This is a genomic window from Streptomyces sp. NPDC047022, from assembly GCF_040644155.1.
In the GTDB taxonomy this organism is placed as follows: Bacteria; Actinomycetota; Actinomycetes; order Streptomycetales; family Streptomycetaceae; genus Streptomyces.
The window spans coordinates 108192-134333 of sequence record NZ_JBEYVV010000005.1 but is presented as its reverse complement, the minus strand read 5'-3'; the positions used below and the strand labels follow the sequence as shown (position 1 = coordinate 134333).

Sequence of the window (26142 nt, the reverse complement as noted above, 5' to 3'; positions counted from 1 at the left end):
ATCAACGCAGGTCAGCTGCCGTGTTGTCAGTGGTGGAGGGAGCGCTCTCCGGATTCCCGGGGGGCCTTCGGCCAGTTTTCGGCAAGGGCCCGCGGCGGCCGATGGACACGAACCGGCCGCCGTCGGCTGAGCACTGCGGCGCCGGGCTCCGTATGGGAGGACGGGCGGGGGTGTCCGATGCGCTTGAGGAGGATTCCATCGATGAGGTGGCTGCCTTCGACGACCGTGATCCGCGGTTCCAGGGTGTGGCTGTGGCGGTGGCGGCGCAATCCGTTGCGGCGCCGCAGCGACGCGCTGGAGGCATGGGTTGTGCTGACGGTCTGGGTCGCGATCGTGATCGGGGGAGTGCTGACGGGCGTGGCCGCGGACCACTCGGTGGAGCGAGGTCTGACCCTGGAGCGGGACGAGTGGCACGTGGTCGTGGCCCGGCTCGCCGAGGACGCGCCCGAAGCGACCACGGCGACGGCGGCCGGTGGGGGACAGGTATGGGCGAAGGCGCGCTGGAAGACGGCGGACGGCTCGTCCCGCACGGGTCAGGCACGCGTGGCGGCCCGCAGCCCCCGAGGCACCTCCGTCAGGGTGTGGACGGACCGTGACGGCTCCATGGTGTCCGCGCCCGACACCGCGTCCGAGGTGCGGATGCGCGCGACGATGGTCGGTGTGCTGATGGGGGCGAGCGCCGCGGCGGTCCCGTTCATGTTCGGGCGCGTCGTCCGCGAGCGTCTCGAACGGCGGCGCATGGCGCAGTGGGACGAGGCATGGGCGCGGTTCGGCCCGTTGTGGGGGCGGACGACGGGCTGAGGTGCCAGCGGCACCGGCACGGCGTGACGGGGCGGACGTCACCTGATCCGGCCTGATGCAAACGAAAGACCCTAGTAGGGCTTGGTCATGTCGACTGGGGCGGTGCGTGTCCTCCAGGCCCGGCCTGGTGTTGGGAGTGTGTGACTCCGGACGAGATTGCTGTGGTGCGTGGTGAGTTGGAGGCGTTCGCGGCGGAGGTGTTCGAGCCGTTCGCGCGCAATGACCAGCGCCGTTGGGGGCAGGTCTACCTGCGGGGGCTGCTCACCGACGGGCAGCGCAAGTCGGTCGAGCCGATGGCCGCGCGGCTCGGTGAGGACGGGAACCGGCAGGCGCTGGCCCATTTCATCACCACCAGCCCGTGGGACCCGGCCCACATCCGGGCGAAACTGGCCTGGCGGATGGAGGGAGTGATCAGGCCGGAGGCCCTGGTCTTCGACGACACCGGGTTCCTGAAGGACGGGACCGCTTCGGCGTGTGTGTCGCGGCAGTACACCGGCACCGTCGGCAAGGTCACCAATTGCCAGGTCGGCGTCTCGCTCCACCTCGCCTCCGACCACGCCTCCGCGGCAGTCAACTGGCGACTGTTCCTGCCTCAGACATGGGATCCCGCGTCTGCGAGGGCCGATGCGGGCAAGGTCACCCGACGTGCCGCCTGCGGCATCCCCGACGACGTCGGGCATGTGGAGAAGTGGCAGCTGGCCCTGGACATGCTCGACGAGACCCGCTCCTGGGGCATCGAGGTACCGCTGGCCGTCGCGGACGCCGGATACGGCGACGCTGCCGCGTTCCGGCACGGACTGCAGGCCCGCGGCCTGAACTACGTCGTGGGAATCTCCAGCACGCTGTCGGCTCAGCCCGCCGGCGCGGTGCCGGTGACCGAGCCGTACTGCGGGACCGGACGCCCGCCGGTGGCCAAGTATCCCGACAAGCCGCAGTCGGTGAAGGAACTGGTCATCGCGGCAGGGCGGAAGGCGGCTCGGCCGGTGCAATGGCGGGAAGGCTCCCGGCCCGGCAGCGGACGCTCCGGCCGCAAGCGGATGTACTCCCGCTTCGTGGCCTTGCGTATCCGGCCTGCCGGACGCGAGGTCCGGCAGGCCACCGACGACCCGGAGCTGCCGGCGCGCTGGCTGCTGGCCGAATGGCCTGCCGGCGAGCCCGAGCCGGTGCAGTTCTGGCTGTCCGACCTGCCCTCCGGCATGCCACTGGCCACACTGGTCCGGCTCGCCAAGCTCCGCTGGCGCATCGAGCACGACTACCGGGAGATGAAGCAGGCCCTGGGCCTGGCCCACTTCGAGGGCCGAACCTGGGGCGGCTGGCACCACCACGTCACCCTTGTCTCTGTCGCGCATGCCTTCTGCACCCTGCAACGACTGGCCCGGGCCCCAAAAGACACGGCGTCGGCCTGAGCCTCTACCAGGTCGTCCGCGAGCTACAGACACTCCTCGCGGTCTGGACCGGCGCCTGCCCGACCTGCCACCGCGACATACCCACACCAATACACACCTGACCAAGCCCTACTAGCCACCGCTGCCTCCCAGGTCCTCGCCCCCGGCGGTCGCTGAACCGGCCTTCGAGGGGAGGTGGTTGAAGAGCAGGTTCAGGGAGATCGCCGTCAGGCAGCCGGCGCTGATTCCGCTGTTCATCACCGTCTGGAACCAGTCGGGGAACCCCGCATACACCGTCGGCACACCGACCGGCAGTAGGCCGACGGCCACGGAGACGGCCACCACGGTGAGGTTGTCGTTGGCCCTGAAGTCCACCTGGGCCAGGGTGCGAAGACCGCTCGCCGCGACGGTTCCGAACATCACCAGACCGGCCCCGCCCAGCACCGGTGCAGGGATCGCCGCCACCACGGCACCCAGCTTGGGCAGCAGACCCAGGAGGACGAGCATGACTCCGGCCGTCGCCACGACCCAGCGGCTGCGCACCCGGGTCATGCCGACCAGGCCGATGTTCTGCGCGTACGCCGTATACGGAAAGGTGTTGAACACCCCGCCGAGCACCGTGGACAGCCCGTCCGCCCGCAGCCCGTCCGCGAGCGACCGCGGAACGGTCGGGCGGCCGGTCAGCTCGCCGACGGCGAGCAGGTCACCGGTCGTCTCCGTCATTGTCACCAGCGCCACCACCAGCATCGACACGATCGCCGCGGCCTCGAAGTCCGGGGTGCCGAAGTGAAAGGGCGTGCTGATCCCGATCCAGCGCGCGTCGCTGACACCGCGGAAGTCGGTGAATCCGAACGGCACCGAGACCGCGAGCCCCACCGTGATACCGATGAGCACCGCCGTCCGGCTCAGAAACGGGGGCGCGAACCGTTGCACCCCGAGCACCACCGTGAGCACGAAGGCGGCGAGTGCCAGGTTCCTGGGTTCTCCGAAGCTCCTCGAGCCCTGCCCGCCCGCGGCCCAGTTGCCCGCCACGGGCAGCAGTGAGACGCCGATGATCAGGATCACGGTGCCGGTGACGAGCGGCGGGAAGAACCGCAGCAGTCTGCCGTAGACCGGTGCGAGCAGCATGATCGTGAGTCCCGCCACGATCACCGCGCCGTAGATCGCGGGCAGTCCGCCACCGGTCGTGCCGATCAGCACCATCGGAGATACGGCCGCGAAGGTGCAGCCCTGCATGATCGGCAGCCGTACGCCGAAACGCCAGAAGCCGACACACTGGATGAGCGTCGCCACACCGCAGACCATCAGATCCGCCGTGATCAAATAGGCCAGCTCTGGCCCCGACATCTTCAGCGCACCGCCCACGATCAGCGGAACGGCCACGGCGCCCGCGTACATCGCGAGGACGTGCTGCAGGCCGAGGGCGGTGAGCTGGCGCAGGGGCGGGACCTGATCGACGGGGTGCGCGGATGTCGTCATCGAGCAGACCCTGAGCCGCTTGAACGGGTTGTTGATTTCACGGTGACGGCCGGTGTGTGTCGCGCCGCTTCGGGAAGTGCTGCTTCAAGGCGTGCCATCGCGGGTGTACCGCTTCGCGGTGCCGCGCCGGGACGTGCCGTATCGGGACGTTCCGTATCGGGACCTGCCGGCTCAGCACGTGTCACGTCGGCGTATGCCACGTCAGGACGTGCCGCTGTGCGCGGCTGCCATGAGGGACCGCCAGTCCGGGAGCTTCACCACCGACCTGCCCAGCGACACTCCCAGTTCCGCCTCCGCACGCTCGATCGCGAGCCATCCGCTCCAGTCGACGGGGGCGAGCCCGTCCGCCCGCAGCGCCGGGAGAGCGTCCTCGGGAACCTCGTGCCGTACGAGTCCGGGTGCGTCCTCGAGCAGCGACGTCACCGTCTCCTTCGCGCACGGCCGGTTCGTGCCGATGACTCCCGTGGGGCCGCGCTTGATCCACCCGGCCACATACTCGCCCGGCGAGACGGCGCCGTCGCGCAGCACCCGGCCCGCTTCGTGCGGCACCGTGCCCCGTGTTCCGTCGAACGGCAGCCCCTCCAGGGGCACTCCGCGGTACCCGACCGAGCGCAGCACCAATTGGGCCTCGATGTCCTCGTACCGTCCGCTGCCCGTGACCCCGCCGGCTCCGTCGGGGAGTGTCCGCTCGAAGCGCACCGCGCCCACGCGGCCGGCGTCGGAGAGGAGTTCGACCGGGCGCAGGAAGAACCGCAGCCGGATCCGCCGCGGGGCGCCGCGCGGCGGTGCGGCGGCCCAGCCGCGCAGCACCTCGATGTTCCGGCGCTGGGCGGCCGGCAGACCGGACGGGTCGGCGTACGCGGGGTCGAGTGCCAGCTCGGCCTCGTCGACGACCACTTCGGTGTCCGGCAGGGAACCGAGTTCACGCAGTTCCTTGGTGGTGAAGCGGGCCTGTGAGGGGCCGCGCCGCCCCACCATATGAACTTCGGTGATCTTGCTCTCCGCCAGCGCGGTGAGCGCCGCCTGCGGCATGTCGGTGGGGCTGAGCTGCGGCGTCGCCCGGGCCAGCATCCGGGTCACGTCCACCGCGACGTTCCCGACGCCGATCACCGCCGCGCTGCGCGCACCGGGCACGAAGCCGCCGGCCACCGCGTCCGGGTGCGCGCTGTACCAGGACACGAACTCGGTCGCAGACCAGCTGCCGGGCAGTGCCTCGCCCGGAATGCCGAGCTGCCGGTCGGTCGCGGCGCCCACGCAGTAGACGACCGCGTGGTACAGCTCGCGCAGCCGCGCCGGCGGCACTCCGCCTTCGCCTGCCTGGACGCCGCCGAGGAACCGGATCCGCTCGTGCTCCAGCACGGAGCGCAGATTGCCCTGCAGCGACTTGATCTTCTCGTGGTCCGGGGCTACTCCGTAGCGCACGAGACCGTAGGGGCACGGCAGGCGGTCCAGGACGTCCACGCGCACGTCCGGGTCCTGCTGGACAAGGGTCTGGGCGGTGTAGACCCCGCTCGGCCCGGAGCCGACGACGGCGACATGCAGCACGGCGGAACTCCCTCACTGAGGAGATCGCTGGATCGCTGATGGCTCCAGCATTGCACCGCGCACGGCATGAGGGGAGAGGGCCGGCGAAGCGGCGCTGGGCCGACGGGGTGCGGTGAGTGAGCCTGCCGTGCGTGGCTTTCGCATGGTATGTGATGGTTCGCTTACGTTGCGTCTGTGCTCGAAGTGTCCTTTCGGGAATTTTCCGACCACTTTCGATCGGATAGAGCGGTGTCCGTGTGGACCGCGTGGGAAGTGCGGGAGCACGCAGGCGTCACGACGTGGCTGGCGGTACGGCTCGACCTGCCCGGCGGGGGGTGGGTCGACGCCCTTGCCGTGGTGGCGGGCGGATGTGTCGGGATCGAAGAGGTGCGGGCCCAGCCGCCCCTGTCCCTGGACGACCTGGCGGTGCTCGCCGACTGGATCGAGGAGCCGCTGCTCGCTGCCTGCGGAATGACCGCCGACCTGGCGCCCGTGCCTGCCGGGGCGTCCGCGCCCGAAGCGAGTCCCGAGCCCGGCAGGAGGCCGGTCGCCGAAGAAGGCCCCAGGCCCCCCGGGGTGTCCCTGCCCGAGGGGGCGTCCGCGCCCGGGGAGGGGCCATTGCCGGTAGGGACACCCGTGGCCGGAGGTGAGGCGGACACCTGGACGCGGGGCGCGGACGGGGCGCGTCGGATCGCCGAGGAGTATCTCGCGGCTCAGAGGCAGGGTGCCGATCCGGTGTCCGCCGTGATGTGCGCGACCGGGCGCAGTCGCCGTCAGTCCCTCAAGCTGATCGGCGGGGCGCGCGACGCGGGATACCTGACCCCGCGTCATGCCCGCCGCTGAACGCCCGTCTCCCACGCGCCCTCGCCCGCGGGCGCCGCGCCGTCACAGTGGGTCGCCGAGGGGCCCGTACTCCTCCTCCAGGCTCCGGGCCCAGTGGGCGGCGAAGTCCGGTTGCGTGCCGTCCGCGTCGGTGAACCCGTACTCCCGGTACAGGCCCCAGGTGGCCAGTGCCCGCCCGGACTTGGCCATGACACGGGGGTCGGCGGCCAGCGCGGCGACCGCCCGGCCCAGATAGGCCGGGGTCTCGGAGTGGGCGAAGTCGGGGTCCTGGGCCACGCCGTCGCGCCAGGTGGCCTCGGTGACGCCGAAGTGGTCCAGCATGGCCTCCGAGCGCAGGAAGCCGGGCGTGATCGCCACCGCCGCGACGCCGTGCGGCCTCAGTTCGGCCGCCTGCGCCACGGCCAGGCGGATGACCGAGGACTTCGCCAGATCGTAGAAGAACGAGCCGCGATAGCGGGCGGTGTTGCCGTCGGTCACCTCCACCACCAGGCCGCTCTTGCGGGCGACCATCAGCTGCAGCGCGAACCGGCTTGTGATCACGTGGGTCTCCACCGCCTGCCGCAGCAGCCGCAGACCTGTCTCCAGATCCTGCTCCCACAGGGGGTGCTCCCAGTCGGTCAGCGGGTCTCCGCCCCACACGGAGTTGACCAGGACGTCGAGCCGCCCGTCCTGCTCCGCCGAGATCTTGCCGACCAGGGCCCGCACCTCGTCGGGGCTGCTGTGGTCGGTGCGCACGGGAATGCCGAGACCGCCCGCGCCGGTGACCTTGTCCGCCGTCTCCTCGATGGTCTCGGGGCGGTCCAGAGCGGAGCGGCCGGCGGTGCTGCTGCGCCCCGTGACGTACACCGTCGCGCCGGCGGCACCTAGCTCGACCGCGATGCCCCGTCCGCCGCCCCGGGTGCCCCGGCTACCAGGGCGACCTTTCCGGCCAGCGGGCGTGTGCCATTGGTCATGCTTCCTCCAGGTCCTTCCCTTACCGGGGCGTGAGGTGGGGCGACAGCGCGATGCCGAGTTCGTGCCGCAGCCGCTGTCCGAGGGTGCCTTCGCGCTCGAGCGCCCAGGTCAGGCCCGTACCTGCGGTCATCGCCTGCACGGTGCCGGCCAGTACCGCGACATCCGTTCCGGTACGGAGCTCGCCCGCGTCGACCGCCTCCGTCAGCAGTGTCTCGATCGCCTGCTTCTGTGCCCGGTGAACGGCCAGGGCGCGTTCGTAGAGCTGCGGATCGGTCAGGTCCATGCACAGGAACGCCAGGTGATGGGCGAAGCTCTCCGGAGTGGCCATCTCGGCCGCCGACTGCACCGTCAACACCGTCAGGGCCTCGAGCGCCGAGTCGTGCGCCCGGCGCACTCGCCCGGCCAGTTCGCCCGCGTCCTTCGCGGACCGGTCGGCGAGCGCCAGCAGCAGACCGTGCTTGGACCCGAATCGCTGCACAAGGGTGCCGGGCACCAGCCCGACCTCGCGCGCCACGGCGGCCAGCGTGAGCCCCGCAGGACCGACCCGGCCCATGACCTGTGCCGTCGCGCGCAGGATCACCGCATCTTCGACCCCTCGGGGACGCCCCACAGCCGCACCTCTCATTAATAAATGGACGTTCATTTATTAAGCAGCAGGGACCCTCCCCCTGACAAGTCCCGCCCCGCCTCATGGCAGGCTTCGGCTTCAGCCGCCGTCGGTGATGCTTCTGTCAGCCAGGGTCAGAAATGGCTCATCGAGACCGGTCGCCCGTCCCGGGTGACCTGCTCTCCGTCGCGAAGAACCTCGACAGGTCCGGGTCGTACCCTTCGTCGGTCCCCTCCGGAGCCGGCGGTGTGCCCATCTCCCGGTCGAGCCCGTACCGCTTGAACAACTCGGCCCGTAGTACGGGCAGAGGCATCGGGGCGCCGGGCACCAAGGCCGCGTAGACGGCTCCCATCAGCAGGGCCCGCAGTACGGGGTAGTCGGCGTCGGGGTCCGACGACCCGTGCCTCGCGACCGTGTCCCGCAGGAGCTCCGCAAGCCGCTGCTGCTCGGGGCACTGGACGAACCCCTCGGCCTGCAGGATCGCGGCCATGTGGTGGCGCATGAGGACGGTGTGGTGGACGGTGAGGCCCAAGATCGCGTCGATGGCTCGCGCCATCCGCTCTCGGCCGTCGTCCGTGCGGGGCTCGCGCTCGAGTGCCTCCTCCAGAGTGCGGTGCATCAGCCGGTGGACGGCCGACTGGAGGAGCTGCCGTTTCCCCGGGAAGTAGTACGACACCAGTCCTCGCGCGGAACCCGCGCGATCCGCGATGCCGCCGAGGGTCGTCGCCTCGTAGCCGCGCTCGCTGACCAGTTCGACCGTCGCGTGCAGGAGCCTTTCGCGGGAACGCCGACGCAACTCTTCATTGACCGAGGCGCTTCGTGGCGACATCCTGGACTCCTGCGTTGACTGGCTGCCAGCCAACTATAATCAGCGCAACCCGGGCTCATCCCGCGCGGGTGGGTCCAGGGGGGAGGCCGACGCCTGCTCTGGGTCACACGGGGGATGGCCCAGAGCGGGCGCCTCGGCCGATCAGGCCGAGCACCGGGCGCAGGCCGTCCGGGCGTTCGGCCACGGGACGGTGGTCGACGAAGTGCACCGCGCACCCCAGATCCGCGGCGCCTCCGTCCGCGGGGCGGCTGTCGCCGACCATGAGGGTGTCCTGGGGGTCGACCCCGATCTCGTCGCAGGCCCGGGCGAACAACCGGACGTCGGGCTTCTGGATGCCGTGCTCGTACGACAGCACGTACGCGTCGATGTACGGATCGACGCCATGTTCGCGGAAGACGGGCCGCAGGTCCCAGCCGATGTTGCTGACCACGCCGACGGCCACCCCGTGCGCGTGCAGTGCGCTGAGCACCTCGGCCGTATCGGGATAGGGCTGCCACGCGGCGGGCGTCATATGGCGGTCGTACAGCGCGTCGTGCAGGCGGGGGTCCGGCAGCGGAACCCTTCGGGACAGGCCCGTGTAGGCGGCCCGGTGCGCCTCGGCGCTGCTGTCGCGCAGCGCCCACAGGTCCGCGAGACCGTCCGGCAGGGGCCCGTCGGGGGGAGACCCGCCGGCCAGCGCGCCCGCCGCCTCCAACTGCGCGGCGGTGCGCAGCAACTCGGCTTCGGCCGGCACGGCACCGGTCTCGCGCAGCACCGCCCGAAGCCATGATTCGGTGGATTCGACGCGGAAAAGCGTTCCGGAGAAATCGAAGAGCACGCCTTTGACCGTCATGGAAACGATCTTTCGGGAGACTCCCGGCGCGGGTCAAGAGCACCAGTCGCGCGGCCGGACGAGGCCCTGGTGCCGTGGCAGGCAACGCTCGCCCCGCCGAGGCGCCCGGCACGCTCCCCCCAAGCTCTTCGAGCAGGGGGCACCCCACTAGCGCAGTGCCCGTAGTCCCGGGACGAACGCGACCAGTACCGGGATCACGGGCACCAGCGCGGCCATCGCCGTCAGCCGCAACCGGTGTGCCGCCGGCAGCCGGTCCGGGGGAGTGAGCAGACGATGGACCCGCTGCGGAACGTGCGCGTGCGGGGTGGGGCAGGGCCCGAACACCCCTTTGTCCTCATTGAGTTCGACGAGTGCGAGGGCGGTTGTGAGGCGGCCGTGACGGCGCGACGCCATGTCGTCGGCGGCGAGTTCCACCAGCCGGTGCATCTCGTCGCGGAACGCGGCGAACACCGGCACCTGCGGGAATCCGTTCGCCAGCGCCGCGGAGGAGTGCAGCAGCCAGTCGTGCCGGGCCCGGGCGTGTCCCTGCTCATGGGCGAGCACGGCGTCGAGCTGCTTGCCCTTGAGTCGACGCAACGCGGCGGTGGTGACGACCAGTTGGGGCGTGGCGCCGGGCAGCCACCAGGCGTCCGGACGCTTTCCCTCCAGGACCACCAGCCGGCCGCTGTCGGGTTCCTCGCCGGGCAACAGGGGTGCCCGGACGAGCAGTTCTTCCCGGTTCCGGCGGCGCCGTGACCGTGCCCGGGCGAACTCCCGCACCAGCATCGCCGCGGTCCACACCCCACCGCACGCCAGCGCCACGGCCGTGGTCGCGGCCCAGGGGCCTGCGCTGCCGAAGGCGTAGGCATCCACGACCGAACTCGGCGCGGAGGCGAACACATGGCCGCGCACCGCGGCCCAGGCAGCCGCCGCGCTGAGCGTCATCGACAGCGCGCAGCACACCAGTACGGCAGCCACCACGCACTGCCACACCCAGAGGGCGACCACCGGTTCCCGGTCCGGCCATTCCGCGCGGGCGAGCAGCCGCGGAGCGAGAACGGCGGTCAGGGCGCCGAGCAGCAGCAGTGCCGCGGGGACCATCATGGGCCGAAGCCTATGAGCCGGGCGTTGTCGCCGGATACGTGATGCCGAGGCAAAGTGACGTACGCCACGGCCCGATGCGGACCCGCGGCGCGGCGGGGCGCCGTGGATCGGCGGACAGCACAGCGGATCAGAGAGTGAGCAGCATGGCAAGCATGGCCATGGCCATGGCCAAACGGCATGCGCGGGCGAGTTCCGGCCGGTCGCCCCAGCCGACGGTCCGTCCGACCCCGGCCGTGGCCACCGCCGCGACCGGAACCAGCCTCCCTCCGGACCACAGCACATACCCGGCGAAGTACAGCAGCAGTGCCCCCGTCAGCGGGGCGACGCCGCCGTGGCCGTGATGCCGCCCGGTCGCCATGGTGGCCGCCATGTAGGCCATCGCGAACGCCCCGACCAGATGGTGCAGATGGTGCGCGCTCCCGCGTGCGGCCCGCAGCGTCCGTATCGCGGCCCCGCCGAAGACCACGACATAGGCGATCCAGGCCCAGCGTGGCGGCGCAACCACCGTGGCGGGCACGGCCATCAGCGCCATCGCGAACCCCATCAGCGCCTCGCCGCCCGCGGCCCGGCGCTGTTCCTCGACCCTGCTGCGCATGCGCAGCAGGCAGTAGCCCCCCGTCGCCGCGCACAGCGCGACCAGCAGCCAGCCGGGTGAAGCCGGTCCGTGCACCGCGCACCTCCCCCTCCACGGTCTCGGACGGTCGCGGAAGGCATGCCCATCACGGATGGTGCACAAGCGAGCGCACAGGGGGACAGGGGGAGCGTGGGAGGCGCGATGTGTCGCTGGAGCGGCATCTGGACCGTCCCCCGCCGGGGGCGGCCTTCCGCAGTGCCCGGGTGGGGAGGGGGTCCGGCCCTGTGCGGGGGCGCACAAGCCTGGCGCCCCCGCACAGGGCCTCAAAGGGGGTCTGGCGGAGCCGGATGCGGTTGGGCAGCGCCCCGAAGCAGCGCGGGGTGCTGTCGACACGCGGCTGCGCCGCGTGGGCACGACCGGCCGGACGGCCCAGCAAATGACGACACGGAATTCCCGTGGAGCGCTCAGCCTTCCTGACCCGCCACATGAATGCCGAACAAGGCGCCCTGCGGGTCCTTCAGGACCGCGATGCGCGGGCCGTCCGGCACCGACGTCGGCTCCATCAGGACGCTTCCGCCCGCCCGTGTCGCCGCGTCCGCCGTGGTGTCCACGTCCTCCACCGCGAAATACGGCAGCCAGTGCGACGGCACCTCGTGCGGGAACCCGTCGCCCATCTCCACCATGCCGCCGAAGTCGGCGCCGTCGATCCCCCACTGCGTGTACTGCTCGGAGGCGTGCACGGTCCAGCCGAAGACCTTGGTGTAGAAGTCGGTGACGCTCTCCGGGGCGCGCGTCAGCAGTTCGACCCAGCCGAGTGACCCCGCAGCGTTGAACAGCCCGGCGCCGGAGAAGGAGCCCGGCTGCCACATCTGGAAGACCGCGCCGCCCGGATCGCGGGCCACCGTGAGCCGGCCCGCGTCGAAGATGTCCCTCGGCGGCGCGATCACCGAGCCGCCCGCGTTCCGGACCGCCTCGGCCGCCGCGTCAGCGTCCGTGACCGAGAACGCCACGTTCCAGGCGACGGGCTGCGACTCCTGGAACAGGGGCAAGAACGCCGCGACCTCCGCGTCGCCCAGATGGGCGACCGTGTATCCGCCTGCCTTCTCCCGTGGACCGGTCCCCGGGCGCCAGCCGAACAGATCGGCGTAGAACCGCTTGGCCGCTTCCATGTCGCTGGTCCCCAGTTCCGTCCAGCAGGGACCGCCGGTCACCGGTTTTTCGAGCTTCATGTCCGCCTCTCGTTTCGCGGGTCCCCCTGTGCAAACCATGTCCAAGCCGGAGGGCGCCATCAGATCCCGGGGCGGTACCGCAGGGGATGATCCGCCGGGATCTCCACGAGCACGATCTGCGTGCCGTCCGGATCCTCGATCCACATCTCGACCAGGCCCCACGGCTCCTTCACAGGCGGCCGTACGATCCGGATCCCGGCGTCGGCCAGCTCCCGGTGGACGGCTGTCACGTCCGCCACCTGCAGCCAGAGCTTCAGCGCGGGAGAAGCAGGAACGCCACCCCGGCCCGACACCTCCAGGAAGCCACCGCCGAGGAAGTACACGACTCCGCGCTCCGGCCCCGTGCCGAACTCCCGGTGGACCGGGAGCCCGAGCTTCTCGCCGTAGAAGGCGCGGGAGCGCTCCGGGTCTACGGGGCGCAGGAGCACGCGGCTGCTCAGTACGTGGACCATGCGTCCGGAGCCTACCGGCAGGGTTACCCTCGTCGATGTCCGCGCCGCGCCCGAGAACCGAAAGAAGCCGCCCATGGACAGCGCTGCCGCCGGCCTGACCTTCCGTGACGCAACCGGCGCCGACGTCGGCGTGCTGGTCGCGCTGATCGAGTCGGCGTACCGCGGTGACGCCAGCCGGGTCGGCTGGACCACCGAGGCGGACATCCTCAAGGGGCAGCGCACCTACCCCGAGAGGATCCACGCGCTCATCGAGTCGCCCGGCAGCCGGATGCTCACCGTCGAGCGCGACGGGGCGGCAGTCGCCTGCTGCCAGCTCGAGCACCGCGGCGACCACGCCTACTTCGGCATGTTCGCGGTCAGCCCCACGCTTCAGGGCGCGGGTCTGGGCAGGGCGGTCCTCGCCGAGGCCGAGCGGGCGGCACGCACCGTGTGGGGCGTCCTGGAGATGCGGATGACCGTGATCTCGGCCCGCGAGGACCTCATCGCCTGGTACGAGCGGCGCGGCTACCGCCGTACGGGACTGATGAGCCCTTTCCCGTACGGCGATGAGCGCGTCGGTATCCCGCAGCGCGACGACCTGGAGTTCGAACTGCTGGTCAAGCCGCTGGTATGACACCGGGCCGGGACGCACTCGGCGGTAGCCGCCCCGGGCGCAGTTCAGGCGATGAAGCGGCCGGTGCGCTTGATCTCCGGATAGTCGGTGGTCGCCGCGTCCAGTTCCAGGGCGCGGACCAGCCTCAGATGGTCCAGAGTGTTCACCACCCAGCCGTAGATCCTTAGGTCCGCCTTGCGCGCGTGCTCGACGACCTCCAGGGTCAACCGGCGGATGTTGAGGCAGACCGCGGCCGCACCGGCCTCGACGGCGCGCTCCACGACATCGGTCCCGTAGCGGCTGGCGACCAGCGCGGTGCGCACACCCGGTACGAGACGGGCGATCTCGGCGATCGCCTCGTCATGGAACGACAGCACCTCGACCCTGCCGACAAGGTCCCGGCGGTGCATGACCTCGGCCAGCGCCTGCGCCGCGGCCACATCCTTGATCTCCGCCTGGAGCGGCGCCTTCACCGCGTCGAGTACCTCCTCGAAGACGGGCACACGCTCACTGCGGCCCGCGTCGAGTTCGCGCAGTTCTGCGAGGGTCTGTTCGGCGATCGGCCCCGTGCCGTTGGTCGTACGGTCCACATCGGCGTCGTGCATGACCACGAGGGCGCCGTCTTTGCTCAGATGGAGATCGAGTTCGATCACATCGAGACCCGCGCGCTCGGCGGCGACGAACGACCGAAGGGTGTTCTCGGGCTCGACGCCCATGACTCCGCGGTGACCGATGGTGAGGAAGTTCAAGGTTCAACTCGCTTCCGTCGACGGCGGCTCGGCTGCCGCGCGGCGCCCCCGTACCGGCGCGGCTGGGCGGCAGCCTAGTGGTCCGGCCCCTCCGTGAACCCGCTCGTACACGAGGCAATGAGCGTGCGGCGCGCGGGAATCACGGCCGCGCCCCCGGCCACCTGTCACCCTCCGGTGGGCGCGTCACATGCGCGTTGACCCGGCAGGGTCCGCCGTCTCCTCCCGTGCCTTCGCTCACCTGCTCATGGCCGGACTTTGCCGTCGGAAGCGCGCCAATTGGCGGGCGTCGTACGCCGGGGGCGTTGTCCCGGGGGTGTCGAGAGGCGGACTTCCCGGTGACCTGGATCACCTTCCGCCCCGCATGACCGGCCCTTGGGGCGGGTAGCCGGTCTCGTTGTCGTTGTCGCGTCCGGCAGGAAAAAGAGCGGCGAGAGTGAGGGAGTGCAGGATAATTTCCCGATCATCCACTTGCCGAGAGAATCGGTGTACCCATACGGTGTCCTTACGCGAGTTTCTCCCGTGGAGGTTGGGTCATGACGGAAATTCTTGTGCAGGTGGGTACGGAGGAGCAGGTTCCTCCGGAGGGCAGGGTGGTGGATCACCCGGCTTGGCCCGCGCTCAAGGGTGCCGTGGAACAGATCCGGCCATGGCAGTCGAAGGACGGATCGATCGACTTCGACGCCGAGGGCGCGCCCGGCCGCTCGGAGGCCGAGGCCGCCGTTCGCCGCGTGGCGGACGGCGTCGCCGAGCTCTCCCCGCTCGTTCCGCACGACGCCGCCTACCACGAGGCGCTCGTGAAGGACCTGCACCGCTGGGCCGAGGACGGCTTCGGGGTGCCGGACTTCCTTGACTCGCTGCTCGCCTTCCACCCCGCGGCCGACCGCCGGGACGGCCTCCAGCACCTGGTCGTCTTCCCGATGTACACGCAGAACGGCAACCCGGACCGCAACCTGGAGGCGGTCGTGCTGCGGATGGTCTGGCCCGAGTGGCTCGCCGACCTGGAGGCCACCCGCTACGACAACCCGCTGTTCTGCGGCATCACCTTCGAGGACTTCACCCCGGGCTACGACACCAACTCGGCGGTCCTCTTCCCGGAGACCATCGCCGTGCGTGAGGCGCCCGCGCGCTTCACCTGGGGCGGCATCTTCTGCGACCGTGAGGCGGCCCGCTTCCGCCGGGTGACCGACGCCGCCGTGGACATCCTGGGCCTCGAACTGCCCGAGGACATCGCCGCGATGGTGCACGACCAGGAGCGCTGCGAGCAGGCCTTCGTGCTCTGGGACATGGTCCACGACCGGACCCACAGCCACGGGGACCTGCCGTTCGACCCGTTCATGATCAAGCAGCGCCAGCCGTTCTGGATGTACGGCCTGGAGGAGCTGCGCTGCGACCTCACCGCCTTCAAGGAGGCCGTGCGGCTGGAGGCCGACGGCTTCGACCAGGGCCGCGACGTCCAGTACGCGGTGCTCTTCGACCGCATGTTCCGCTTCCCGGTCACGGGTGACCGCGTCCGCAACTACGACGGTCTCGGCGGCCAGCTGCTCTTCGCCTATCTGCACAAGCACGACGTGCTGCGCTGGACGGACAACAAGCTCTTCATCGACTGGCAGCGCGCTCCGCAGATCACCAACCAGCTGTGCGGCGAGATCGAGGAGCTGTACCGGGAGGGCATCGACCGCCCCAAGCTGGTCCACTGGTTCAAGGCGTACGAGCTGGTCTCCACCTATCTCGCGCCGCACCCGGGTTCCCGCTGGGCCAAGGGTCCGGACACGCTCGACCTGTCACTGCCGCCGCGTAAGCTCGTGGACGACGTGCTTCCGGACGAGTTTCCGCTGAGCATGTTCTATGAGGCGCTCCAGAAGAAGCTGAAGAACGTGATCGCTTCCACCAAGGGCATCACGGCACAGAGCGCCGAGCAGGCCGCGTGAGCGACCGCACCGATGCGGCTCGGCAGGAGGCGAACATGGGGAACGGGGAACACATGGGGAACGGGAACGGTCCGCTGAGCGGCGCGGTCATCGCGGTGGCCGGTGCGGGCGGACCCGCCGGCAAGGCGGTGCTGATGCGGCTCGCCGAGGCCGGGGCGACCGTCGTCGGCTCGGACAACAACCCGGAGCGGCTGGCCGAGGCCGTCGACGCGGCCCGCTACGCACACGGCGGCGCCAGCGTCGTCGGGGAGAAGGTCGACCTGCTCGATCTCCAGTCCGTCCGTGACTGGGCGGACCACATCGAGAAGGACTTCGGCCGGGTCGACGGGGTGGTGCACCTGGTGGGCGGCTGGCGCGGTGGTAGCGCCTTCGCGGACACCGGCCTCGCCGACTGGGACATGCTGGAGAAGCCGCTCATCCGTACCGTGCAGCACACGTCGCTGGCCTTCTTCGACGCGCTCCAGCGCAGTGACCGCGGCCGGTACGTCCTGATCAGTGCCGCCGGCGCGTCCAAGCCGACCGCGGGGAACGCGGCGTATTCCGCCGCCAAGGCCGCAGCCGAGGCGTGGACCCTCGCCATGGCCGACGGATTCCGCAAGGCCGGCGGCGAGGGCGGTCCCGCCTCCGCTGCCACCGTCCTGGTCGTCAAGGCGCTGGTGCACGACGCGATGCGCGCCGAGCGGCCCAACGCGAAGTTCGCGGGCTTCACCGACGTCAAGGACCTGGCCGAGTCCATCGCAGGGGTCTGGGACAAGGCCGCCGCCGAAGTGAACGGAAACCGTCTGTGGCTGACCGAGCAGCCGTGAACCCTCCCAAGACCGACGCGTCCCGCCACCACGATCCCGAGATACGCGGCTTCGCGAGCGACAACTACGCGGCGGCGCACCCGGAGGTGCTCGCCGCCCTGGCCGTGGCCAACGGCGGGCACCAGGTCGCCTACGGCGAGGACGCCTACACCGAGAACCTTCAGCGGATCATCCGCAGCCACTTCGGTGCCACGGCCGAGGCCTTCCCGGTCTTCAACGGCACGGGTGCGAATGTCGTCGGGCTCCAGGCGGTCACCGACCGCTGGGGTGCGGTGATCTGCGCCGAGAGCGCGCACATCCATGTGGACGAGGGCGGCGCTCCCGAGCGCATGGGCGGCCTGAAGCTGCTCACCGTGCCCACACCGGACGGGAAGCTCACGCCCGAGCTGATCGACCGGCAGGCGTACGGCTGGGAGGACGAGCACCGCGCGATGCCGCAGGTCGTCTCGATCACCCAGAGCACCGAGCTGGGCACCCTCTACACGCCCGACGAGATCCGCGCGATCTGCGAGCACGCCCACGCGCACGGGATGAAGGTGCACCTGGACGGTTCCCGGATAGCCAACGCCGCCGCGTCCCTCGACATGCCGATGCGGACGTTCACCAACGCGGTCGGTGTCGACATCCTCTCCCTCGGCGGGACGAAGAACGGCGCCCTGTTCGGTGAGGCGGTCGTCGTCATCAACCAGGACGCCGTGAGCCACATGAAGCACCTGCGCAAGCTGTCCATGCAGCTCGCCTCCAAGATGCGTTTCGTGTCGGTCCAGCTGGAGGCGCTGCTGGCCAAGGATCTGTGGCTGCGCAACGCCCGCCATGCCAACGAGATGGCCCAGCGGCTGGCGGAGGGCGTACGGGCGGTGCACGGTGTGGAGATCCTCTACCCGGTGCAGGCCAACGCCGTCTTCGCCCGGCTGCCGCACGACGTGAGCGAACGCCTCCAGAAGCGCTTCCGCTTCTACTTCTGGGACGAGGCCGCGGGCGATGTCCGCTGGATGTGCTCCTTCGACACGACCGAGGACGACGTGGACCGGTTCGTCGCCGCCCTCAAGGAGGAGATGGCCCGGTAAGGCCTGAGCGCGAGCCCAGCACCGCATCTGCATAGATATGCGATCGACCGTAAAGTGATTGACCATCGGTCGGTCGCATTTCTATGCTCCGGACATGGATCTGATCCAGCAGACTCCGGACCTTTCCGCGTACCTGGCCGCCGATACGGTCATCGACCATCATCACCCGGTGGTGCGCGAGACGGCCGCGCGTCTTGCCGGTCATGTGGCGGACTCGTATGCCTATGCGCAAGCGGCGTACGACTTCGTGCGCGACGCCGTCGCGCACTCCGCCGACAGCGGCGACCCGCGTGTGACCTGGCGGGCCTCCGATGTACTCGGGCAGCGCACCGGCATCTGTCACGCCAAGGCGCACGCCCTCGCCGCCCTGCTGCGCGCCGAGGGCATTCCGGTGGCGCTGTGCTACCAGCGGCTGCGGGACGACGACGGCGGTCACGTCGTCCATGGCCTTGTCGCCGTACGGTTCGATGGCGCATGGCATCGGCAGGACCCCCGCGGCAACAAGCCGGGCATCGATGCCCGGTTCTCCCTCGAGGGTGAGCGACTGGCGTGGATCCCCGACAAGAAGTCCAGTGAAGAGGACTACCCGGTCCTGTACAGTGAACCTCACCCGGTTGTGCTCAGTGCCCTCAAAGCCGCGCCCGACCGGCGGACGCTCTGGAAGACGCTCCCCACCGCACTCCGAGGCAGGCCATGACCTTCACCCTGACCGTGTCCGACGAGGTGCGCGCTCTCGCGCCCGGTTTCACGTATGTCGCGATCGAGGCGCGCGGTCTTGTCAACTGCCCCAGCACCGACGGCACTTCGGCCCTGCTCGACGATGCTTCCCGCCGGCTCGCGGCACGTCTCGACGGCCGCGCGCCGCACGAGGATCCGCATATGGCGGCCTGGCGTGCGGCGTACACGGACTTCGGCGCCAAGCCGTCCCGCACCCGCAACTCGGCCGAGGCGCTGGCGAAGCGGGCCCTGTCGGATGCGGGTCTGCCCCGGATCAACGCCCTCGTCGACGTCTACAACGCCATCAGCGTGGCCCATCTCGTCCCGGTCGGCGGTGAGGACCTCGACCTCATCCAGGGCGCCATGAGGCTCGTACGGGCCACGGGCGAGGAGGAGTTCGTGACCGTCGCCGGGGGAGAGGCCACCGTCGAACGCCCGGACCCCGGGGAAGTGGTCTGGCGCGACGACGCCGGTGTCACGTGCCGCCGCTGGAACTGGCGCCAGGGGCCGCGCACCCGGCTCACGGAAGAGTCCACCTCGGCGATCTTCCTGCTGGAAAGCCTGTCCCCGATGCCGGTGGCCGACGTCGAGCAGGCCGGTGCGGAACTCGCCGAACTGCTGGAGAAGTTCAGCCCCGGGGCGCGGATCACCGTCCACGCCCCCGTCTGAACCGCGCGTCAGCGGGCCTCGGCCGCGAGCTGCTCCGGCGTGGGCGCGGTGCCGCCGAGGTGGGCGGGCATCCACCAGGTGTCGTCCGGACCCTTGGGGCGCACGGGGTAGGCGCGCTGCGCCGCCTCCAGGAGCTCCTGCACCCGCTCGCGCAGCTGGCGGGTGAGCGCTCCCGCGTACGTCTCCCGGGGAGCCTCGAACGCCTCGCCGACCCGGATCGTGACCGGGATGTGGCTGCGCTTGAAGTTGCGCGGGTGACCCTTGGTCCACAGGCGCTGGGTGCCCCACACGGACATCGGGATCAGCGGGACCCCGGCCTCCTGGGCCAGACGCACGGCACCCGACTTGAAGCCCTTGAGGGTGAAGGACTGGGAGATGGTGGCCTCCGGGAAGACGCCGATGATCTCTCCCGACTTCAGCGAGTCCAGCGCGTGCGCGTACGCCGCCTCACCCTGCTTGCGGTCCACCGGGATGTGCTTCATGGCGCGCATCAGCGGGCCGGAGACCTTGTGCCGGAACACGGACTCCTTCGCCATGAAGCGCACCAGGCGCTTTTGGGGGAGCGCCGCGAAGCCGTTGAAGATGAAGTCCAGATAGCTGATGTGGTTGCTCACCAGCACCGCACCGCCCGAGCGTGGAATGTTCTCCGAGCCCTTGCAGTCGATCTTCAGGTCCCATGCTTTGAACATAGTGAGGGCGAGACCGACGACGGGACGGTAGACAAGCTCAGCCATGGACGGGGTGGACCCTTCTCTCTGCCTGGAAAGGGCTTCCCGGCGAAAGTTACGCTGCCGTAGGTTTACGGCCTGTCGCAGATCGTGCCCGAAGAACGGACGCGGGGCCAGTCCTGGTGCCCCCGAGTGGCGAGATCCTCGTCACGTCACCCGAGTGCGCCCTTGCGCCGCGGGGGCGGCGGCGGGGAATCATCGCGGTCCGGTGAACGCTGGTGCGGAAGACGGCCGGTGGCGGAGCGGGAGAGTGCGGAGAGTGGGCATGCGCGGACGGAGCGACGGACAGCGGCTCGGCGTGGCCGAGTTGGGCCAGGTGCTCGGCGAACGAGCGACGCTGGTCCAGTTCTCCAGCGCCTTCTGCGCCCCGTGCCGGGCGACCCGGCGGATCCTCACCGAGGTCGCGGCGATGGTGCCCGGTGTCGCCCATGTGGAGATCGACGCCGAACAGCGGCTCGAACTCGTCCGCGCGCTGGACGTCGTCAGGACGCCGACCGTACTCGTCCTGGACGCGGAGGGGCGGATCGTGCGGCGGGCGGCGGGCCGGCCCCGTACGGCCGACGTCATCGCCGCACTCGGGGAAGTGGTCTGACGAAAACCCGACCGGACCGGGCGTGAGCCGGTTGATGACGTATATCCCAGTTCCCGGTACGCACTTGACTGTGGCCACCACCTATCGTCAACCTGACCGTATGCCCCCGGAACTCCTTCTCTTCGAGCGTGTCCACGTGGACCTGGCCCGCACCGCCGGCGCGAGCTGTCCGGCCTGTTGAGCAGCCACGGACCTTCTCCCTCGCCCGGCTTCGTCCGCGCGCAGGGATCTCCACGCCACCTCTCGCAGAAGGACAATTCCATGACGGCCACGCCCGGCCTAGGCGCCCGCTCGCTCGCTTCCCCCGGTCTCCTGCGCTCCGTCTTCCGGCGGCACGCCGCGGGAGTCGCCGTGATCACGGCGCAGGGGGACGGCGGACCGGTCGGATTCACCGCCACCTCCCTCACCTCCGTCTCGGCCGAGCCCCCGCTGCTCTCCTTCGGTATCGGTACCGGCGCCTCCAGCTGGCCCGCCGTCTCCGAGGCCGGCCACGTCGGCGTGCACATACTCGGCGAGCACCAGGAGGCGCTGGCCGGCACCTTCGCCAGGAGCGGCGCGGACCGCTTCGGCCCGCCCACGGTCTGGCGCGAGGGTCCCGAGGGCGTACCCGTCCTGGAGGGCGTGCTCGCCTGGCTCGTGTGCCGGGTGGTGGCACGGGTGCCCGCGGGGGACCACCGCATCGTCCTCGCCGGTGTCGTCCACGGTGATTCCTCCGGAGAGGGGCGCCCGCTGCTGTACCACCAGGGGCGCTTCAACACGCTGCGCGACTGACCTGCCCCGCCTCCCGAGTCCTGGCGGGACGCGACTGGTTACGCAGCGTTGTCAAGGTCACAGTTCAAAGCGCTTGCTTAGCGGGCAAGCACTGGGTGTACTGGCGAGTAATATTTCGTTCGGAGCGCGGGGTCGCCCCGAACGGGATCGGCCGCTTCAGGCGCCTATGCTGCCTGCAAGCAGGCAGCCAAGAAATGACGATGCAGTAGGAGAGCCGGCGTGAGCTTGAGGATCGTTGTCACTGTGAAGTACGTGCCCGACGCCACTGGCGACCGGCACTTCGCCGATGACCTGACCGTCGACCGGGACGACGTGGACGGTCTGCTCTCCGAGCTCGACGAGTACGCGGTCGAGCAGGCGCTGCAGATCGCGGAGAACGCTGACGACGCCGAGGTCACCGTACTGACGGTGGGCCCGGAGGATGCCAAGGACGCGCTGCGCAAGGCCCTTTCGATGGGCGCCGACAAGGCGATCCACGTCGAGGACGACGACCTGCACGGCACGGACATCATCGGCACCTCGCTGGTGCTCGCCAAGGCCGTCGAGAAGGCCGGGTACGACCTGGTGATCTCCGGCATGGCGTCCACCGACGGCACCGCCGGTGTGGTTCCCGCCCTGCTGGCCGAGCGCCTGGGCGTCCCGCAGGTCACCCTGCTGTCCGAGGTCTCCGTCGAGGACGGCGTCGTCAAGGGCCGCCGCGACGGCGACTCCGCCTCCGAGCAGCTGGAGGCGCAGCTGCCCGCAGTCGTCTCCGTGACCGACCAGTCGGGTGAGGCGCGTTACCCCTCCTTCAAGGGCATCATGGCTGCCAAGAAGAAGCCGGTGGAGTCCTGGGACCTGTCCGACCTGGACATCGAGGCCGAGGAGATCGGTCTCGAGGGTGCCTGGACCAAGGTCGAGTCCGCCGCCGCGCGTCCGGCGCGTACCGCGGGCACGATCGTCAAGGACGAGGGCGAGGGCGGCAAGCAGCTCGCTGAGTTCCTCGCGAGCCAGAAGTTCATCTAAGGCTCATCAGCCTGACCGCCTCTCAGACTTCGCAATCCGCAAGGAGATCCATTCCCATGGCTGAAGTTCTCGTCTACGTCGACCACGTGGACGGTGCCGTCCGCAAGCCCACCCTGGAGCTGCTCACCCTGGCCCGCCGCATCGGCGAGCCGGTCGCCCTCGCCCTCGGCGCCGGTGCGGAGAACACCGCCGCCGCGCTCGCCGAGCACGGTGCCGTGAAGGTCCTCACGCACGACGCGCCGGAGTACGCCCAGTACCTGGTCGTCCCGAAGGTGGAAGCGCTGCAGGCCGCCTACGAGCAGGTGTCCCCGGCCGCCGTCCTGGTGCCGTCCTCCGCCGAGGGCAAGGAGATCGCCGCCCGTCTCGCGGTCCGCATCGGTTCCGGCATCATCACCGACGCCGTCGACCTCGAGGCCGGTGCCGAGGGCCCGGTGGCCACGCAGTCGGCCTTCGCCGCCTCCTTCACCACCAAGTCCCGTGTCTCCAAGGGCACCCCGGTCATCACGGTCAAGCCCAACTCGGCCGCGGTGGAGGCCGCCCCGGCCGCGGGCACGGTCGAGGCGCTGTCGGTGTCCTTCTCCGACAAGGCGACCGGCACGAAGGTCACCGCCCGTACGCCGCGTGAGTCGACCGGCCGCCCGGAGCTCACCGAGGCCGCGATCGTCGTCTCCGGTGGCCGCGGTGTCAACGGTGCGGAGAACTTCGCGATCATCGAGGCGCTCGCCGACTCGCTCGGCGCGGCCGTCGGTGCCTCGCGTGCCGCCGTCGACGCCGGCTGGTACCCGCACACCAACCAGGTCGGCCAGACCGGCAAGAGCGTGTCCCCGCAGCTGTACATCGCCTCCGGCATCTCGGGCGCGATCCAGCACCGCGCCGGTATGCAGACCTCGAAGACGATCGTGGCGATCAACAAGGACGCCGAGGCGCCGATCTTCGACCTGGTCGACTACGGCGTGGTGGGCGACCTCTTCGACGTCGTCCCGCAGCTGACCGAAGAGGTCAAGTCCCGCAAGGGCTGATCTGCCGTACGGCTACGAAGCCCCCGCGACCGTCATCCGTGCGGTCGCGGGGGCTTCGCCGTTGCCGCGCGCCGTTGCGGTGGCATGGCCGCAGCGTCGTAGGACGCGCCCCGCGCGCGAGAGTGTTGACCATCGGCGAGAACCGCAGATAGCTTCGTTCAACAGATTGTTGATTCCGCTTGTCGTCCACGGGGCGCGGAGAGCGTAAAGAGCGCACAGAGTGGACACAGCGGACGAAGTGGAGAGCGGGAGGGCGCGGGATGACGCAGGACCGGCAGGAGAGGGTGGCGACGAGCCTCGCGGACGCCGTCACCGAGGAGATCGACACCTCGCTCGAGCCGGTCGACCGCGAACTGGAGCGCCGCTACCCCGGTGACCCCGGCACCCGTCAGCCTGCCCACACCGTCTACGTCCCGGGCGACCTCTTCACCGCCGGCACCATCCGGTCCTGGGGCGACCAGGCCCTCGCCGCCCTCGACGAACACGCCCCGGACGCCGCCTCCCTGGCCGCTGTCCTGGGTCTGGCCGACGAACTCGCCGAACCCGTCCACGACCGTGTGCGGGCGAAGCTCGAACGCGAACCGGTCGAAGACCTGCGTGTCGACTTCGAGGACGGTTACGGGCCGCGCCCGGACGCCGAGGAGGACGAGACGGCCGCCCGCGCGGCCCGGCTGGTGTCGGAGGCGTACGTGAACGGCACCGGCGCCCCGTACATGGGCATCCGCATGAAGTGCATGGAGGCCGCGGTGCGCCACCGGGGCATCCGCACGCTCGACGTCTTCCTGACGGGTTTGATGGAGGCCGGCGGACTGCCGGACGGGCTCGTCCTCACCCTGCCCAAGGTCACCTACACCGGACAGGTCACGGCCATGGTCCGGCTGCTGGAGGAGTTCGAGAAGGCGCACGGGCTCGCGCCGGGGCGGATCGGGTTCGAGATCCAGATCGAGACCAGCCAGGCCATCCTCGCCACCGACGGCACCGCGACGGTCGCCCGAATGATCCAGGCCGCTCAGGGCAGGGCGACCGGCCTGCACTACGGCACCTTCGACTACAGCGCTTGCCTCGGCGTCTCCGCCGCCCACCAGGCCTCTGACCATCCGGCCGCCGACCACGCGAAGGCGATCATGCAGGTCGCGGCGGCGGGCACCGGTGTGCGGGTCTCCGACGGCTCGACCAACGTCCTGCCGGTCGGCCCTGCCGAGAAGGTCCACGACGCCTGGCGGCTGCACTACGGGCTGACCCGGAGGGCCCTGGCCCGCGCCTACTACCAGGGCTGGGACATGCACCCCGGCCACCTCCCGACCCGCTACGCCGCCGTCTTCGCCTTCTACCGCGAGGGATTCGAACAGGCCGCTGCACGCCTGACCCGCTACGCCAACCGCACCGGCGGCGATGTGATGGACGAGCCCGCGACCGCCAAGGCGCTCAGCGGCTATCTGCTGCGGGGGCTGGACTGCGGTGCGCTGGACATCGCGGAGGTCGCGAGGGCCACCGGCCTGACCCGGGCGGACCTGGAGGGCTACGCGGCACCGAGGCGGGCTGACCTGACGGTATCGGGGAAGCGGGAGCGTCCGTAGGGCCCTGGGGAGCGCGGGGCACGGGCTGGTTCGGGCAAGCGGGCCATGGTGCCGCAACGCCGTCGAGCTCGCCCGGCCGGCAAGCTCGCACGGCCGGCGAACCCGTCCGGTCGGCGAACCCGCCGTGCGCCCCGCGGAGCGGCGGTCCGTCAGCCGGCCGGCGGCAGTTCCCCGGAGCCCCGGGTGATCAGCCTGGTCGGCAGTTCGATGCGCTCGGGGGTCAGCAGCGTGCCGTCGAGCTGGCGGAAGAGCCGTTCGGCGGCCGTGCGGCCGAGGGCGGCGGCGTCCTGGGCGACCACCGTGACGCCGGGCGTGAGCAGGTCGGCCAGTTCGAAGTCGTCGAAACCGACGAGGGCGACCGGGCGGCTGTGCTCGGTGAGGACGCGGACGACGGTGACCGTCACACGGTTGTTGCCCGCGAAGACCGCGGTGACGGGGTCGGGGCCCGACAGCATCGTCTCCGCGGCGCGGCGCACCCGCTCGGGGTCCGTGACGCCGAGGGACATCCAGGATTCCTCGACGGTTATGCCCGCGTCCTCCATCGCCGTCCGGTACCCGCGCAGCCGCTCGGCCGCGGTGTGGATGCGGGGCATGTCGCCGATGAACCCGATCCGGCGATGGCCGTGCGCGATGAGGTGCGCGACCCCGTCGCGGGCGCCGCCGAAGTTGTCGGACAGCACCACGTCGGCGTCGATCCGCCCGGCCGGGCGGTCCACGAACACCGTGGCGACACCGGCCCTCATCTCCGGCTCCAGATAGCGGTGGTCGTCTCCGGCCGGAATGATGACCAGTCCGTCCACCCGGCGCGCGCACAGCGCCAGTGCCAGCTCCTGTTCGCGGTCCGGGTCCTCCGCGCTCGAGCCGTTGATCAGCAGGGCGCCGTGTGCCCGGGCGACCTCCTCGACCGCGCGGCTCAGCGGCCCGTAGAACGGGTCGGCGAGGTCCTCCAGGACGAGTCCGATGCTCGCCGTGCGGCCCTTGCGCAGCACGCGCGCGCTGTCGTTGCGGCGAAAGCCCAGCGCCTCGATCGCGTCCTGGACGCGGCGCTCGGTGTCCGGAGTCACCCCGGGCTCGCCGTTGACGACACGTGAGACCGTTTTCAGGCCCACTCCGGCCCGTGCCGCGACGTCCTTCATGGTCGGACGATTGCCGTAGCGGTTCTCGGGTCGGTGGGCGGTCTCGGGCACGATGCGCTGTCCTGTCCTGTTGTCCACGGGGGGTGCGTCGGCCCATGGGGATGTATGAGGATGTGGCGTCGAGCATAGAGCCTGGACAACGTTGTCAGATGCAAGAGAGACTGTTCATAGCAATCTCCGGCCTGTGCCTTCCC

26 protein-coding genes and 1 pseudogene are annotated in these 26142 nt (G+C 70.5%); 14 read left to right on the top strand and 13 right to left on the bottom strand.

What is annotated here, in order from left to right:
- Positions 1 to 201 precede the first annotated feature (201 nt).
- Positions 202 to 801 (top strand): hypothetical protein, encoded by a 600-nt coding sequence (locus ABZ845_RS08675; RefSeq protein WP_360974834.1) that lies wholly within the window; start codon positions 202 to 204, stop codon positions 799 to 801.
- 140 nt (positions 802 to 941) lie between these two features.
- Complete coding sequence (locus tag ABZ845_RS08670) at positions 942 to 2207, top strand: IS701 family transposase (protein WP_360974831.1); 1266 nt, start codon at positions 942 to 944, stop codon at positions 2205 to 2207.
- Positions 2208 to 2318: 111 nt separating this feature from the next.
- Here the strand turns inward: ABZ845_RS08670 and ABZ845_RS08665 are convergent, their stop codons facing one another.
- The gene (locus ABZ845_RS08665; protein ID WP_360974828.1) at positions 2319 to 3665 is read right to left on the bottom strand and encodes a nucleobase:cation symporter-2 family protein; all 1347 of its coding nucleotides are present in this window, start codon (positions 3663 to 3665) and stop codon (positions 2319 to 2321) included.
- Between the two features lie 201 nt (positions 3666 to 3866).
- The gene (locus ABZ845_RS08660; RefSeq protein WP_360974825.1) at positions 3867 to 5210 is read right to left on the bottom strand and encodes an FAD-dependent oxidoreductase; all 1344 of its coding nucleotides are present in this window, start codon (positions 5208 to 5210) and stop codon (positions 3867 to 3869) included.
- Positions 5211 to 5438: 228 nt separating this feature from the next.
- Here ABZ845_RS08660 and ABZ845_RS08655 point away from each other — a divergent pair, with 228 nt between their 5' ends.
- Positions 5439 to 6032 (top strand): DUF6214 family protein, encoded by a 594-nt coding sequence (locus tag ABZ845_RS08655; RefSeq protein ID WP_360974822.1) that lies wholly within the window; start codon positions 5439 to 5441, stop codon positions 6030 to 6032.
- Between the two features lie 42 nt (positions 6033 to 6074).
- Here ABZ845_RS08655 and ABZ845_RS08650 read toward each other — a convergent pair.
- The 8 genes and pseudogenes from ABZ845_RS08650 to ABZ845_RS08615 all read right to left on the bottom strand — a co-directional run bounded on the left by ABZ845_RS08650 (position 6075) and on the right by ABZ845_RS08615 (position 12592).
- Positions 6075 to 6985, bottom strand: a pseudogene (locus ABZ845_RS08650) (SDR family oxidoreductase).
- 20 nt (positions 6986 to 7005) lie between these two features.
- Positions 7006 to 7596 carry a helix-turn-helix domain-containing protein gene (locus ABZ845_RS08645; RefSeq protein ID WP_360974819.1) on the bottom strand — a complete coding sequence of 197 codons (591 nt, stop codon included), beginning with the start codon at positions 7594 to 7596 and terminating at the stop codon, positions 7006 to 7008.
- 142 nt (positions 7597 to 7738) lie between these two features.
- Positions 7739 to 8422: a helix-turn-helix domain-containing protein gene (locus tag ABZ845_RS08640; RefSeq protein WP_360974816.1), complete on the bottom strand. Its 684-nt coding sequence runs from the start codon at positions 8420 to 8422 to the stop codon at positions 7739 to 7741.
- Between the two features lie 103 nt (positions 8423 to 8525).
- Positions 8526 to 9254 carry an HAD-IA family hydrolase gene (locus ABZ845_RS08635; protein WP_360974813.1) on the bottom strand — a complete coding sequence of 243 codons (729 nt, stop codon included), beginning with the start codon at positions 9252 to 9254 and terminating at the stop codon, positions 8526 to 8528.
- Between the two features lie 147 nt (positions 9255 to 9401).
- Complete coding sequence (locus tag ABZ845_RS08630; RefSeq protein WP_360974810.1) at positions 9402 to 10337, bottom strand: M56 family metallopeptidase; 936 nt, start codon at positions 10335 to 10337, stop codon at positions 9402 to 9404.
- 127 nt (positions 10338 to 10464) lie between these two features.
- Positions 10465 to 11007 carry a DUF5134 domain-containing protein gene (locus ABZ845_RS08625; protein WP_360974807.1) on the bottom strand — a complete coding sequence of 181 codons (543 nt, stop codon included), beginning with the start codon at positions 11005 to 11007 and terminating at the stop codon, positions 10465 to 10467.
- Positions 11008 to 11375: 368 nt separating this feature from the next.
- Entirely contained in the window at positions 11376 to 12140 is a 765-nt protein-coding gene (locus ABZ845_RS08620; protein ID WP_360974804.1) for a VOC family protein, read from the bottom strand.
- Between the two features lie 59 nt (positions 12141 to 12199).
- A complete protein-coding gene (locus ABZ845_RS08615) occupies positions 12200 to 12592 on the bottom strand; it encodes a VOC family protein (protein WP_360974801.1) in 393 nt (130 codons plus the stop codon).
- Between the two features lie 73 nt (positions 12593 to 12665).
- Here ABZ845_RS08615 and ABZ845_RS08610 point away from each other — a divergent pair, with 73 nt between their 5' ends.
- A complete protein-coding gene (locus ABZ845_RS08610) occupies positions 12666 to 13205 on the top strand; it encodes a GNAT family N-acetyltransferase (protein WP_360974798.1) in 540 nt (179 codons plus the stop codon).
- A 44-nt stretch (positions 13206 to 13249) separates the two neighbouring features.
- Here ABZ845_RS08610 and ABZ845_RS08605 read toward each other — a convergent pair whose 3' ends face one another.
- The gene (locus tag ABZ845_RS08605) at positions 13250 to 13933 is read right to left on the bottom strand and encodes a glycerophosphodiester phosphodiesterase family protein (protein WP_360974795.1); all 684 of its coding nucleotides are present in this window, start codon (positions 13931 to 13933) and stop codon (positions 13250 to 13252) included.
- Positions 13934 to 14466: 533 nt separating this feature from the next.
- On the opposite strand from ABZ845_RS08605, the gene ABZ845_RS08600 reads away from it, so the two are divergent.
- The 5 genes from ABZ845_RS08600 to ABZ845_RS08580 all read left to right on the top strand — a co-directional run bounded on the left by ABZ845_RS08600 (position 14467) and on the right by ABZ845_RS08580 (position 19120).
- Positions 14467 to 15861, top strand: coding sequence for a DUF6421 family protein (locus ABZ845_RS08600; RefSeq protein WP_360974792.1), 1395 nt, complete (start codon positions 14467 to 14469; stop codon positions 15859 to 15861).
- Between the two features lie 53 nt (positions 15862 to 15914).
- Positions 15915 to 16667 (top strand): SDR family NAD(P)-dependent oxidoreductase, encoded by a 753-nt coding sequence (locus ABZ845_RS08595; protein WP_360975186.1) that lies wholly within the window; start codon positions 15915 to 15917, stop codon positions 16665 to 16667.
- A complete protein-coding gene (locus tag ABZ845_RS08590) occupies positions 16664 to 17734 on the top strand; it encodes a low specificity L-threonine aldolase (protein WP_360974789.1) in 1071 nt (356 codons plus the stop codon). Before ABZ845_RS08595 ends, ABZ845_RS08590 begins: the two co-directional genes overlap by 4 nt.
- Before the next feature lie 94 nt (positions 17735 to 17828).
- On the top strand, positions 17829 to 18431 hold the full coding sequence (locus ABZ845_RS08585; protein WP_360974786.1) for a transglutaminase family protein: 603 nt from the start codon (positions 17829 to 17831) through the stop codon (positions 18429 to 18431).
- Positions 18428 to 19120, top strand: a complete 693-nt coding sequence (locus ABZ845_RS08580) for a phenylalanine--tRNA ligase beta subunit-related protein (RefSeq protein WP_360974783.1) — start codon at positions 18428 to 18430, stop codon at positions 19118 to 19120. The genes ABZ845_RS08585 and ABZ845_RS08580 overlap by 4 nt, the downstream gene beginning before the upstream one ends.
- 8 nt (positions 19121 to 19128) lie before the next feature.
- On the opposite strand, the gene ABZ845_RS08575 is transcribed toward ABZ845_RS08580, so the two are convergent.
- The gene (locus ABZ845_RS08575) at positions 19129 to 19854 is read right to left on the bottom strand and encodes a lysophospholipid acyltransferase family protein (protein ID WP_360974780.1); all 726 of its coding nucleotides are present in this window, start codon (positions 19852 to 19854) and stop codon (positions 19129 to 19131) included.
- A gap of 259 nt (positions 19855 to 20113) precedes the next feature.
- On the opposite strand from ABZ845_RS08575, the gene ABZ845_RS08570 reads away from it, so the two are divergent.
- The 5 genes from ABZ845_RS08570 to ABZ845_RS08550 all read left to right on the top strand — a co-directional run bounded on the left by ABZ845_RS08570 (position 20114) and on the right by ABZ845_RS08550 (position 24812).
- Positions 20114 to 20440: a thioredoxin family protein gene (locus ABZ845_RS08570; protein WP_360974777.1), complete on the top strand. Its 327-nt coding sequence runs from the start codon at positions 20114 to 20116 to the stop codon at positions 20438 to 20440.
- A 261-nt stretch (positions 20441 to 20701) separates the two neighbouring features.
- Complete coding sequence (locus tag ABZ845_RS08565) at positions 20702 to 21211, top strand: flavin reductase family protein (RefSeq protein WP_360974774.1); 510 nt, start codon at positions 20702 to 20704, stop codon at positions 21209 to 21211.
- Positions 21212 to 21430: 219 nt separating this feature from the next.
- Positions 21431 to 22216, top strand: a complete 786-nt coding sequence (locus ABZ845_RS08560) for an electron transfer flavoprotein subunit beta/FixA family protein (RefSeq protein ID WP_360974771.1) — start codon at positions 21431 to 21433, stop codon at positions 22214 to 22216.
- Positions 22217 to 22272: 56 nt separating this feature from the next.
- Positions 22273 to 23235 carry an electron transfer flavoprotein subunit alpha/FixB family protein gene (locus ABZ845_RS08555; RefSeq protein WP_360974768.1) on the top strand — a complete coding sequence of 321 codons (963 nt, stop codon included), beginning with the start codon at positions 22273 to 22275 and terminating at the stop codon, positions 23233 to 23235.
- A 260-nt stretch (positions 23236 to 23495) separates the two neighbouring features.
- Positions 23496 to 24812, top strand: coding sequence for an aldolase/citrate lyase family protein (locus tag ABZ845_RS08550; RefSeq protein ID WP_360974765.1), 1317 nt, complete (start codon positions 23496 to 23498; stop codon positions 24810 to 24812).
- A 149-nt stretch (positions 24813 to 24961) separates the two neighbouring features.
- Here ABZ845_RS08550 and ABZ845_RS08545 read toward each other — a convergent pair whose 3' ends face one another.
- Positions 24962 to 26026 (bottom strand): LacI family DNA-binding transcriptional regulator, encoded by a 1065-nt coding sequence (locus ABZ845_RS08545; RefSeq protein WP_360974762.1) that lies wholly within the window; start codon positions 26024 to 26026, stop codon positions 24962 to 24964.
- Between the last annotated feature and the right edge of the window lie 116 nt (positions 26027 to 26142).